This is a genomic window from Paenibacillus filicis (genome assembly GCF_038070315.1).
GTDB lineage: Bacteria > Bacillota > Bacilli > Paenibacillales > NBRC-103111 > Paenibacillus_G > Paenibacillus_G filicis.
In genome coordinates this window covers 79,653-92,259 of the sequence record NZ_JBBPCC010000017.1, presented here as the reverse complement: position 1 = coordinate 92,259, position 12,607 = coordinate 79,653, and the positions used below count along the sequence as shown (strand labels likewise).

Below are 12,607 nucleotides of genomic sequence, written 5' to 3'. Positions count from 1 at the left end.
GCACTGTATAATCAGTGCAGGCTTTAACTAACCATTCTTCCTTTCTTTCTTAGGTGGAACCAGCGGATCAAGTTTATTCGCAGCGTCCTTGTCTGCTGATTGCAGCGCATGGCCGTAGATGTTCATCGTGGTCGAGATATTCGAATGGCCCAGGCGCTCTGATATAAGTTTCGCATGTACGCCTTTGTTGATTAATAGGGTAGCACTCGTATGGCGAAGATCGTGGAATCTAATGTATTTTAACCCATGCTTCTTAAGAAATGCACGAAACCATAGATAAGGTGTCTCAGGGTAATAGGCGTTTCCTTCATCGTTACTGAACACAAAAAAATGATCTCCACCTTTCCAGGCGTCACCTAATGCAAGGCGCTTTTTCCGCGACTCCAAATAATACTCCTTAAGATGCTCAATCACATTATCAGATAGACTTACCTTGCGTTTAGACTTATCCGTTTTAGGTTCGGAGATAATTCTCTGACCGTTAATGGAATGAGAAATGCTCTGTTTAACCACAAGAATCCCTTTATTGAGGTCAACGTGTCCCCACTCTAAACCAACTAGCTCGCCACGGCGAAGTGCTGTTGTTATTGCGAGCATGATCAGGATACGCCATTTCATTGGTTCATTTTCTAATAGTTCAAACAACAATGCTACCTCATCTTCATCGTATACTTCGATCTCTTTTCGTTTTACCTTGTGCTTTTTGATATCTGCAGCAGGATTGCTTTTGATCAGTTTCCACTCCACTGCGCGGGAGAATATATTTTTTATGATTCTATGAGTATATTGTACGGTGCCTGAGGATAATTGGCCCTTTTTGCCGTCCTGCCGGCTGCCTTCTTTGCTGAGATCGGAGATAAAGTTGACTATATGAAAAGGCTGAATCTTGTCTAATCGCATATGACCAAACACCGGAAGGATACGGTTTTTTAAAAAGCGTGAATAGATATCTAACGTCTTAATTCCAAGTTCATGCTGAGCATATTTTTCTTTCCACTCTTCTACAAATGCTGAAAAAGTCATTTTTTCGGGCGCAATATAGTGCCCTGATTCGACCTCGACCTCAAATTCTGCAAGCAGCTTTCTGGCTTCGCGAACGCCTTTTGCACTAACTGTCTTAGTTCGCCTAATTCTCTTTCCGTCAGGCCCTATACCGGCCTCCACGACTAGTAGCCAAGAATCATTACCGCGTTTTTGTACACTTGCCATGAAAATACCTCCTATTATGCATGTGATTCAATGTTTGCTGAATAGTTCTTTGTTTCTTGTTCATGGAACCAAGCGAGCAACGAATCCCTCCGGAAGAGAATTTTTGAACCTACCTTCGTATGGGGCAGTCTCCCGGCACGGCATTCTGCATAAAGCTTGTCTTTTGAGATCTGGCATTCGAATACCTCTTCCCAAGCCTCCTTGAGGGTTAAGGTATTGCGTTTTGCTGCCGGAGTATAATCAATGGATTGTTTATAAGAATCACGCATGTAAAATACCTCCTTAATTTGAGAGTAAAGCTTATCGAGACCGCCAGCAATTTTCGGACAACCTAAATTTATACTCATCGTATGGGGACTAATATTGTTTTTTTCTTGTAACCGACCTCCATAATTCAATTGTTGGTGTTCCCTGTTTATAAGCCGCCATTTAGATGATGGGGGAACCCGGCTGATTGAGATTAGTTATAGAAAAAAGCACAAAAAAGCCCTTTTCAGTAGGAGAAATGCATACTACCTGAAAAGGGCTTTGTAATATCGACGAAAAAAACGTCTATTTAAATTTAAGCGCAGAATTAATGAATAGAATGATTCCCAGACCGTCTGGAGGGAATAAAAGTAAAGGGTGAAGACTAAATGGTATAATCTAATAATAGATACTTCAATAAATCTTGTCAAGATAATGGAGGGATCAAAATCCATGTCTGATTTAAGCAGGGATGAGTTAATGCAGGTTTTCAAAAAGGTGAAAATGTCCGTTCGTCAAAAGGCAAAAGAAGCAGGAGCCCCGTTATTCTACGTACAAGACGGTCAGTATATTCGTGAAGAGCCAAATGGCGAAAAAATAGTACTAGATAAGGGGGAAAGGAAAATAGATCCTTACTACAAAAAGTAACATCCTTATATAAATAGTATGCATTACAAAACTAAATTACAGACCAATATAAACCCTTTTCGGCCATGAATCCTAATGCCAGAGAAGGGTTTAAAACTAAAGTATGTAAATCTAGGCATGTTTATTGGTAGGCAAGAGCTTTAGTATATCCTCAGTAATTTTATGTATCGTTTTTATCTCTTGTACGGACCGTGGTTTTAATAAGTAATTATGCAGGGTTAGAATATAGCCTTTGCTTGTTTCCTCTTCAGAGATTAAATTGTTGTTCATGCTTGTTAGATTTAGAAATTGATCAATATCTACATCCAATGCCGAGATAATCCGTTCTAAAGAGTCCAAGGAAATATTTCGGGTCCCCCGTTCAACCGCACCGACATATTGGTACACCAGCTCTGCCTTTTCGGCTAATTCGACTTGTGTTAATCCCTTTTCCTTTCGGACAGCTCTTATTTTTTTACCTATAAGTTTTCTGACAGTATCCATTTTCGACATCCTCCTGAATTTATGCAGATATAAATCTCATAAGGTTTATTTGCAGTAGTTAAGCCTTATACGAGGCTTGTGAGAGATAGGAGATGTATATATTTTTATTATATGAAGTATTTTTGATAGTTTCGAATTTTGATAGGGGGATTTTTAATGAAGGCAGGACAGATACATACGTTGATTCTTGTGAATGAAGAAGGCGTAAAAAAATGTTTTCGGTATAAAAATATAGATCGCAACGAAGATCAAGTAATCTTAGAGCTTAAAGATGGGGAAGAGGTACATAGGATGGCTGTTGCTCAAACGGAAGATGGGATATCTAATTTGAAGGGGGACGATGGAAAGCTCCACAGGGTTTTAGGTATATCCTATCGTCCTAATCATGTTGATGGAGAGATTTATAAGTTTAATATTGCTGACTCATACCAGAACGCGCTTGACTTAAATAAATATATTTAAGCAAGCTTCTACCTATACTAATTAACGAGGGGATGCTTATGGTAAATCAATCAAATAAGATGACCGATGTCCTTCGGGAATGTATAGCTGAGCTGTATTGCAGGAAAGTTTCATTAAGCCAACCGAATAATCAGCAAATGTTAATAAAGGTTCAGAAATTCCGGTCTCATATGGATAACGATATAATGCCAGTGAAGGATTTGTCGGATCTTGAATTACTGAGATTTGCAGCAATGGTGTTGGACCAAATAGATAACCCTGAGTAGCTGCTTATTAATCTTAATAATCTGATCATTCGCCAAATAAACCATTAGAAATATAGTTAACCCTGAAACAGGTTGATGGGAGTAATAGTCGTTGAGGAATGGTGGAGAACGGTATTTCATTTTGGAGGGGTGGCGAGTTAAAAGGGTATAACCGGATGTTCAGTTATACCCTGAGGATCTATTTAACAGCGGGTTTATCCACCCGTATATACCTTGAGAACATTGGTGCGATTATGGCCAATTTCCTTAGTTATCTTCTGTGCAGCCTCCGTTTCATTTACTCCTTCTTTAGATAGTTCAGTTTCAAAACGCTCTTGTACATAATTGTAACGTAGACCATGCATTGTTAGTTCACGAGGGGTACCATATCTATGATCATTCCTTAGTTGCTCTCCTTCTCGTGTTACAATTTTTTCGCGATGGTAATTAATGAATTGCTGGATCCTATTTGTGACAAGATGGACCTTTTCTCCCTCCTTAACAAAAACCTTCCCCCCTCGAGGGGTTATTTGCATAAGCTTTCTCATTACGCGCTCAGCTGTGTGTGTCAGAGGTACATCCCTATGTTTTCCGTTCTTAGCTTCGCCTTTAACTGTATGGATATGTGTGCGCAGTGCTTTTTCAACTTGGGCACGTGACATAGCTACGACCTCAGTTACACGAAGCCCAAGTTCTTTTGCTAAGGTCATAGCATCCATAATATCTTCCCGATTCAAATCAATAGCAAGCTGCAGCATTCGATCAAATTCTTCTCTGGTCCATGATCTGTTTCCATTAACAGCAAACGCCCTATCTAGAACTAGTCCATATTTATCGTGGAGGACTCTATTATCCGATAACTCGTACCGCGGGTTTTGGATAAGATCATGGAGGTACCGGATAGCACATAAATCATTCAAGATGGTTTTCGCTGTCATCCCTCGATTTTGCCTCTCCGTAATGTAAGCTGCTACATGTTTATCATGCAGATTGCGAAGATTTTGAAGTTTAAACACATCATTCAAATAAGCAATAAAGAGCCTGCAACTCCCAATGTATCTTTTTCTGCTAAGATAGCTGTTTCTTTTACTGTGTTTGAAGCAAATTTCCATCTGTACTTCAATTGTGGATTTCCCCATTAGGCGTTCTCCTCAAGTTTTTTTAGAGTACTGATAATTGTTGCTTTAAGTTTATTTTTTGATCCATTACTAAGATTTAAAAGGAGAACCTTGGAGATGGCCTTTTGAACCTTCGCAATTTCCTTTTCTTCAATATCATCAATTGGAGTTTCAGTCTTAGGTACTGAATCAATATTTTTTTCTAAGTTTCCTACTGTGTTACAAAGAGATTCAATGATTGTTTTGATTTCATTGACTGTAAGTTTCGGGTAATTCGTTTGTTGCATGTAATCATAAAATAGATTTTGCATATCCATTGAAAGGCCTGATAATGCCACACCGCCCATTAATGAGATATTTCCCTCAGATACCAAACTTTGAATGTTTGGGTTTAATTTCAATAGCTGCAAATGCCGTCCAACTTGAGCTTCGCTCATCCCAAACACAGCAGCAACATCCTTACGCTTTTTTTGTCCATTATCCCGCGCATCATGCGCGCTTTTTCGGCCAGCTGAAATATTCCAAGCCTCGTGAAGGGAGTCCATCTGTTTTGCTAGCTTGATGTAATCGTCTTCCGCTCCACGGCGTGCCTTGTTTTCGGTAATTAATAATTCAATTGCTTCTTCTTCGTAGGAGTAGTCTACCAACTTCGCATCAATAAACTCATAACCCAGTTCCTTGCAAATTCTCCATCGGCAATTTCCGCTAAGTATGACCATTTCTTTACTAATTAATATGGGATGTTGTAATCCATGGTCTTGGATGCTTTGGCGCAAAAGCTCATATTCAGATGGTGTTAATGCTGAAAATAATTCTCGGTTTAAGGGATGTTCTGTTAGCTGGTTGATGGATACCGATTGAATTTGGTCATTAATTTTCTGCATACTGAACTCAAACTCCTTATCATTTTGTTTTATTAAAAAAGACATAGCTCAACTAAGGGCTAAGCTCATCTTCTGTTTTTCTTCATAGATCATGAATGGGAAAGCCTTGGTATAAGTGAGATGAGCATGCCAATTTATAAATTTCTCTCTGAGTCTCTGAGAGAAGGATTAAGTTTTCAATGAACATTTTTTTGAGTAAAGATAAGCTTTCCCAGGACGGGTGAGCATAAAGCTCTGCTTACAACAACCCGCATTAAAGCAAGCAATAGCTCGGTAAAAGAACCAGGTCGTTTTCTTGCCCGATTGTTAGTAACCATAGCTCGGCGGGACGATCCCGGCTATGTAAGGTGCACCTATCTGCCGTGCCAGCGGTTGTCGCTCATAATGAGCTTTGTATTGTTTGGTGAACTTATGGGCTTCACCGAACCCCAATTTAGCGTATATACGCTATAGACCTGAAAAATCAGTAAGGAGAGAATCTATATAAAAAGCCAAGAAATTTTGTCCATGTAGACATCATTTCTTGGCTTGGAAGCGCACGAATAAAATATAAAAAGCCCTTGAGCTGGTTAGTCCTTTGACTTCACAAGGAATAACTTGCCCAAGGGCTTATGGTTCATAGAGAACATTTAAATAATCAATCCAAAATAGGAATTTAAAGCACAGTCTTCCCTAAGGAAGAATTTAAGAGTTAGAATGACTGCTAGCGCCTGCCGGCAGTAAGGGAAAGAGTTAAGGAAGTTATAGGGTGAATATATATCATTATGAAATGGAATGCAAGCAAGAATTTCAAGAGCACTTCAGCTTAATATAAGGTGACTTTAAGTCACCCAGTGGTTACTCTAAGTCACCCAGAGGTGACCTTATCTTGGAGGGGGTTACCTTTGGGTCACCTCATCTTTTCAATAAACAGATTTTTCCGATCAAAATATACCACATAATTACATTTTTTGTTCGAAATTCATATCCACCTATCGTTTCTATATCCTTCTTAGGGTGACTTTAAGTCACCTTTGGGTCGCTTTAAGTCACCCTAAGGTGATCTAAAGGCCGCCATCTTATCTTTCGATTTAAAATCTGAAATTAAAAATCAGCCATGAGAAGGAATAATGTAGAAATGACTCGAATTATGAAGTAAATGGAAAGTTCTTAGATGGGGGATAGATTCTGATGGCAGTTAATATAAAGAATGAAATCGCTCATTTAACTGCAATATGTAAAGAAAAGAATTCTGATACTATTCTATTTAGTTTTGAACACAATCGAATAAGAGGTAGTGTAATATTTTTTTTGAATAGCTTAACATTTTTATTTGGAATAAAAGACTTCAATGTTGGTTGGCTAGCTCCTGTTACAGACGGCGTCCTTTCGGGAAGGCTTCCAACAGATGTGTTTAAAAGAATTAAAGATATGCTAGACGTTGTGGAATTTGTAAAAACTGATAGAGGAGAATACGCCAAACACTCAACGGCAGGCCTATTCCAAACTATCAGTACAAGGATGAGAATTATCCAAACGGATGAAGTTATGGTCCCATCCGACGAAGAAATGATAGAATCCATAAGAAATACTAGAACTAATGATAAAGAATATGATAAAGAAGGAGAGCTCCCTTTTTTTAAGACTTGGTCAAGAAATACTAATAGAGGGCGGGTTAAAGTCCATAATCTAGAGAAAACAAAAAGAGTATTCGGAAAAGAGATCGAAAATCATTGCAGAAAACACAACATCAGTTCAGTTTGGTCCGCAACGCCGACCGAAAGAAGTTTGCTTTTTAGAAAGAAGGTTAAGGAAATCACTAACGAAATATAAATAAGCATAATAAGTAAAAATGCGCAGGAGGGGAACGCACGTTTCTTTTTTTAGTTGTCCTTTTCTAGCATTTTGATGTATAATTACTCCTGGAGGGAAGTCTCCAGGAGTAATTTTGTGTTTCGTGAAGGGAAGATCCACATATATGGCCTATGCTAGACATCAAAGTTTCTATATAAGAGATAAATGGTTCAGTAAGGGATTAAAGGCAGTAAAGCAAAATAAGAGATTCTTTTTTGATGAATATGCATTTGAGACCGTTGGCTTGGGCAAAAACATGCTTGAGTCCTTAAAGTATTGGCTTCTAGCTTTTGACGTTCTTGAGGAAAGAACAGAAGAAGGTCAGCGGGTACATGTATTATCCGAACTTGGTGACATCTTGCTTGATAGTGATCGACTTCTTCAAAGGAACGAATCGTTATCCATCCTTCACTACCATTTGGTGAGGAACAGGAAGGATCTTTCGACTGTTTTCGATTGGTATTTTAATAAGTACAAAGAAACGATGGTTAGTAAGCGTGATTTGTTTAATTCTTTTATCACTTGGGTAAGCCAAAATGAAGTGAAAGAAGTGTCACAGAATTCTCTCAAGCGAGACATTGATTGTTTGATCCAATTTTACACGAAGGTACCTGACGAGAATGATCCGGAAGACGTTTTGTTTTGCCCATTCTCAAAATTATCTTTAATCAAAAGCGAACATTCGGGAGAAAGGGATGACATAATTAGGAAAGTCACACCTGAACTTACTACAGTCGGAATCCCATCGCTTTATTACGTTCTCCTTGATTATCATGAGATCTCAGAGGATCGACTTATTAGTGTTGAAGAGATTGTGAATGCTGATAACCTTTGGGGAAGGATATTCAATTTATCTCGAAATAAGGTTGTTGAAGCTCTAAATATTCTAACTACACATGACAAATTTCCAATAGAATACATTAGAACAAATAATTTGGATTATATTAGAGTGCCGATGATTTCATCTATTGATTACATTAAAGGCGAGTTTTTGAAAGGATGACCTACTAGAAATGGCATTTAAGTCTAGTGTTAACATTAAATTCGATATTGGAAATGTAGAGTTAATAAAACGATATATTCCGACGCCTTCTCACGCGGAGGCAATGAAAGGGATAATTGATGGGTTTGCTGAAGAGGCTAACCGATCTCATATTATTATTGGGCCGTATGGTACTGGAAAATCGCTGTTAGCCAACGTAATCGGAAGTATTGTGTCAAAAATGACGAATTCTTCCGAAGTTGACGCGTTGGTCGAAAAGTTTGAACAAGTCGACGACCATATTGCATCAAAAATTAAAATTGCTAGTAAATTAACGATACCTTACCTGCCAGTTTTATTGAGTGGTAACGAAGGGAGATTTAGACATTCGATTTTATCTAGTGTTATTAAGAAACTCAAAGATAAAGGCATCGATATTGTATTACCCGGGCTGGCAGCGAAAATTATAAAGTGTATTGAATTGTGGAAGAATGACTTCCCTGATACGTATGACAAATTTTGTTTTCAGTTGGAGCAAAGTGGTAGGCAAATAGCTCAATGGCTAGAAGAAATAAAAAAGCAGAATGAAACTGAGATTAAATATTTCTCAGAAATGTACCCACTTCTAACTGCTGGTGCTTCGTTTGATATCGATTATGATCATAACTTTTTGTCTCAGATGGAGTATCTGGCAGCCGTGTTACGAGAAAATAACTTGGGCATTTTTATCGTATATGATGAATTTGCCCGGTTCCTGCAGGGCCTGAGTGCTACTAAATTTAATGAGGCTATGCAAGATATTCAAGATCTCGCTGAATTGGCAAACAGAACGAGCTCGATACATTTTTTACTAATTGCACATAGAAGTTTGCGTTCATATTTCAATGCTTCAAATGAAGATGCGGCAAGGGAGTTTCAACGCATTGAGAAACGATTCAATCAATACTTAGTGAAAAGTGACCAAGCCACCTTTCTGAGAATCTCAGAATTAATACTTACGGAGAATATTAACCAGAAGCCAAGTATTAGCGATGAAGCTTTCACTAAAACACGTGAAATGCTGAGAAAGTACCCCCTCTTTCCGAGTATTAATCAGACGGAACGAGATGAGTTGGTTGTTCGTGGCATGTTCCCGCTTCACCCGGTTTCAATTTTCCTTTTGCCACACCTAACCCGGGTGTTTGGACAAAATGAAAGAACGTTGTTTACTTTTCTAGAAAGTCAAGAGACGGGCGGGTTACTAAATCATATTGGCAAAAGCAATGAGTATTACTTAGGCCATCAATTGTTTGATTTCTTCTTTCCCGACTCTAGTGATTTTGGGAATGATGATGTATCGGAACACATCCTTCTTTATAAAAAAGCAATGGCTCGCCTTCCTGAGGAGCTCTTAAATAAACCGTCAGCAACGAACTTAGTGAAGTTTATAACTCTTTGGAACTTGTGCGCGGTACAAAGTGAACAGAAGCTCAGTACCGAATTCTTACAATTTGCGACACAACTGAACGAAGATGAACTCTCGGATATTTTACCTGTACTAAGCAAACATAAAGTGATTAGGTTTAATAGAGTGAATGATTACTGGGAGTTATTTGCAGGAAGCTCGGTTGATTTGCACGAACGGTTGGAACATGAGAAACAGTTACTAAAAACAGATCAATCTAAGGAAATTGAGGTTCTACACAATAATCTCGTAAAGAAATTTTATTTTCCAGAACGGTACAATGATGACAAGGGAATGACAAGATTCTCTGCAGTAAAAATTGTATATGGAAAAGAGATTATTGAACGAAAGTTGATTCAAGAGAATCAATTGTCCGATCTTTCAGTCTACTATGTTTTAGCAGATGATTTAGAGACATACGAATCACTAGATCTTGTCTTACGAGGATTGAGTAAGGAAAACGATAGGGCGCTCTTCTTCTTGCACTCCAAACCTGTACTGGAAATAATACCCGAGGTTTACAATTATTTAGGTTTGGACTCATTGAGAAGGAATAAGACTTTACTCGCGGAAGATAAAGGTATTAGGGAAGAATTAGAGATCTTATTCAATGAAACCAAGTATAGAATCTCTCAGTATTTATGCGAAATAGTTTCGTACGAGGATGAGGGAGCCTGGTATATTGGTGGCAACAAAGTGACAATAAATTCAGAACTTGAAGTTACGGAGATATTGTCAGATAAATGCTATGATCTGTTTAAATGTACACCAGTGATCTTGAATGACTCCTTTAATAGGAATTCGGTTTCGGGTGTGCAAAGAAATGCAGCAATTAAGCTGATTAATAAAATGATCGAGAATCCACGTAAACAGCAGTTTGGAATTGAAGGAAACGGGCCTGATTATGCCTTGTTTGCTGCCATCTTTAAAAACAATGATAGCCTTGATGAAAACGTCAATAATTTGGACTACTCAAACATAATAAATGAATCTTTCTCTACGCTTAGATCAAGACTGATCGAGGTATTGGAAAGTAACCCGACAGGCAACTTCAAAGATATAGTAGAGCTGTTTTCGGCTCCACCGTTTGGAATTAGGAAGCCATTGATCCCTATTCTTTTTGTTGCTTTGCTTAGGGATCGCTGGAACGAATTTATGTTGTATCGCAACGGCATGTTTGTTCCAGGTATTGATGGTGCCACGCTTTTTGAAATCATAGTGGAGACAGGAGCAGAGTACTACCAGTACGTTTATGAGCACATTAATGATAGTTATGTCGAATTATTTAACAATGTTGAGAAGTGCTTTGTTGATTCGCTTGAAACGCGGTTAAACAACCAATCTAGACTAATATTTATTTGCGGTACTTTATTGAAATGGCTGCGGTCACTTCCTAGAATTGCTCAAACATCAGTTAGCGTGGACAAGGAGTTTGGAGAATTTAGGGATCTCATAAAGAGGTCTGAGGTAGATCCTCAACAATCGGTCACACAGTTATTAAGGCTCTACCAAAACAACATAAATAAGTTGTTAGCTAATAAACAATACGCAGAGAATTTCACTGGACTGCTAAAGAAAGATCTAGTTAAGAAGTTGTTGCAGGTTATAGGAGTCAGCAGCCCCAAAGGCTTAGAGAATTGGGTTGAAGAACAGCGGGTCAACGGATCTTATTCGATTAATAAGTTGCCAGAAAGAATCCATAACTCTCTTTCCATTGAAAATGAAGATATGTGGATAGAACATTTTTCCGAAAAATACGTCGGCGTTAAAGTGGAAGATTGGTCAGATACCACTTATGATCTATTCTTTACACAACTAAGTCACGATTTAGAGGAACTAAGACTTACTGAGCAGGAAATTGAACAAAGCAACTTAAATGTGGTCTCAATTCAACTTAACAATAGTAGGAAATTGATTAATAAGGTAGATCTGTCTGTTAAGTCGGCGACTGTCTATTCAAATTTAGAAAGAATGATTAATGCGGCAGGGAAAAATGTGCCGCGGCAAGAACTTGAGTACCTTATCTATCAGTTGTTTGAAAATTACGTGGTAAAAGCGGAGTGATACGATGGACACCAAAGAAAAAAAAGTTATACATGTGGCAATGTTTAGCGGCGGAGCCGGGAGTGCATATGTCGCTTATCATATGGTGCAAACCTACGGTAAAGAGAACTGCATTTTGTTTTTCACAAACACTTTATGGGAAGATAAAGACAATTACCGGTTTATGGAGGAAGTTTCGAACCATATTGGTTTGGAAATTACGGAGAGACTCGATGGAAGAACTCCAGAAGAAGTATTTTACGATGAGCGTTTTCTTGGAAATGCGCGTTTGGCCAAGTGCTCAGAAGAACTAAAAGTAAGGCAAACCATTATTTTCTTGGAAGATGAATTAAGGAATGAAAGGAACCTAGAACCCATTTTGTATTTTGGAATTGGTCCTCACGAGAAGCATCGGGCTGAGAACTTGAAAGATTTTTATGCTCATTTCCCATTAGAACCTATTGAGACTCGGTTTCCATTGATTGAATTGTTTAGGGAAGATCTCGACGCCAAAGGAATCATACGTGACGAATGGGGCATTGAGTTACCTCGAATGTACAATATTGCAGAGCAGCTAGCGTTGAACGAAGGAAATGAAAATGCCAGAATTGTTTTAAGAAATGGCATCAAAGGATTTTCTCACGCAAACTGTGCTGGAAGGTGTGTGCGTGGAGGTTATCAGCATTATGCTCTATTATATGCAATTTGGCCAGAGCGTTATCAAGAACAAGAAGAGATGGAAGAGCGATTTAGGGCTACTCTTCAAAAGGATGTATCTATTCTGAAGAAGAACGGCGGGTCTTATACGATGAAGCAGTTCCGCGAAGTCATGGAAGCGGAAGGTTTCGAAAAATTTTTGTTTAAAGCAGATGCAGATATTCCATGTGTATGTTCATTTTCATAAGATATACCAAACCGTCGATTAATCGGCGGTTTTTTACGGTTTTATAGGACCTGAAGGGATTGTGAATATTTGTAATACTAACAGGAAATTAGTTGGAAGGTGTCGA

11 protein-coding genes are annotated in these 12,607 nt (G+C 38.4%); 6 read left to right on the top strand and 5 right to left on the bottom strand.

What is annotated here, in order from left to right; translation table 11 throughout:
- Positions 1-27: 27 nt before the first annotated feature.
- Together WMW72_RS23535 and WMW72_RS23530 are read right to left on the bottom strand one after the other, a co-directional pair.
- Entirely contained in the window at positions 28-1,209 is a 1,182-nt protein-coding gene (locus tag WMW72_RS23535) for a tyrosine-type recombinase/integrase (RefSeq protein ID WP_341418023.1), read from the bottom strand.
- A gap of 14 nt (positions 1,210-1,223) precedes the next feature.
- Positions 1,224-1,478, bottom strand: coding sequence for a helix-turn-helix domain-containing protein (locus WMW72_RS23530; RefSeq protein ID WP_341418022.1), 255 nt, complete (start codon positions 1,476-1,478; stop codon positions 1,224-1,226).
- Positions 1,479-1,908: 430 nt separating this feature from the next.
- On the opposite strand from WMW72_RS23530, the gene WMW72_RS23525 reads away from it, so the two are divergent.
- Complete coding sequence (locus WMW72_RS23525; RefSeq protein ID WP_341418021.1) at positions 1,909-2,103, top strand: hypothetical protein; 195 nt, start codon at positions 1,909-1,911, stop codon at positions 2,101-2,103.
- A gap of 111 nt (positions 2,104-2,214) precedes the next feature.
- Here the strand turns inward: WMW72_RS23525 and WMW72_RS23520 are convergent, their stop codons facing one another.
- Positions 2,215-2,586 (bottom strand): helix-turn-helix domain-containing protein, encoded by a 372-nt coding sequence (locus WMW72_RS23520; RefSeq protein WP_341418020.1) that lies wholly within the window; start codon positions 2,584-2,586, stop codon positions 2,215-2,217.
- 156 nt (positions 2,587-2,742) lie between these two features.
- Between WMW72_RS23520 and WMW72_RS23515 the strand changes: the two genes are divergently transcribed.
- Complete coding sequence (locus WMW72_RS23515; RefSeq protein ID WP_341418019.1) at positions 2,743-3,048, top strand: hypothetical protein; 306 nt, start codon at positions 2,743-2,745, stop codon at positions 3,046-3,048.
- 460 nt (positions 3,049-3,508) lie between these two features.
- Here WMW72_RS23515 and WMW72_RS23510 read toward each other — a convergent pair whose 3' ends face one another.
- On the bottom strand, positions 3,509-4,432 hold the full coding sequence (locus tag WMW72_RS23510) for a tyrosine-type recombinase/integrase (protein ID WP_341418018.1): 924 nt from the start codon (positions 4,430-4,432) through the stop codon (positions 3,509-3,511).
- On the bottom strand, positions 4,432-5,295 hold the full coding sequence (locus tag WMW72_RS23505) for a ParB/RepB/Spo0J family partition protein (protein WP_341418017.1): 864 nt from the start codon (positions 5,293-5,295) through the stop codon (positions 4,432-4,434). Before WMW72_RS23505 ends, WMW72_RS23510 begins: the two co-directional genes overlap by 1 nt.
- Before the next feature lie 1,170 nt (positions 5,296-6,465).
- Here WMW72_RS23505 and WMW72_RS23500 point away from each other — a divergent pair.
- From WMW72_RS23500 to WMW72_RS23485, 4 genes are all read left to right on the top strand, one after another.
- Positions 6,466-7,107 (top strand): DUF6037 family protein, encoded by a 642-nt coding sequence (locus WMW72_RS23500; RefSeq protein ID WP_341418016.1) that lies wholly within the window; start codon positions 6,466-6,468, stop codon positions 7,105-7,107.
- A 145-nt stretch (positions 7,108-7,252) separates the two neighbouring features.
- A complete protein-coding gene (locus tag WMW72_RS23495) occupies positions 7,253-8,131 on the top strand; it encodes a DUF4007 family protein (protein ID WP_341418015.1) in 879 nt (292 codons plus the stop codon).
- A 10-nt stretch (positions 8,132-8,141) separates the two neighbouring features.
- Positions 8,142-11,618, top strand: a complete 3,477-nt coding sequence (locus WMW72_RS23490) for a hypothetical protein (RefSeq protein ID WP_341418014.1) — start codon at positions 8,142-8,144, stop codon at positions 11,616-11,618.
- Positions 11,619-11,622: 4 nt separating this feature from the next.
- Entirely contained in the window at positions 11,623-12,501 is an 879-nt protein-coding gene (locus WMW72_RS23485; RefSeq protein ID WP_341418013.1) for a hypothetical protein, read from the top strand.
- Positions 12,502-12,607 lie beyond the last annotated feature (106 nt).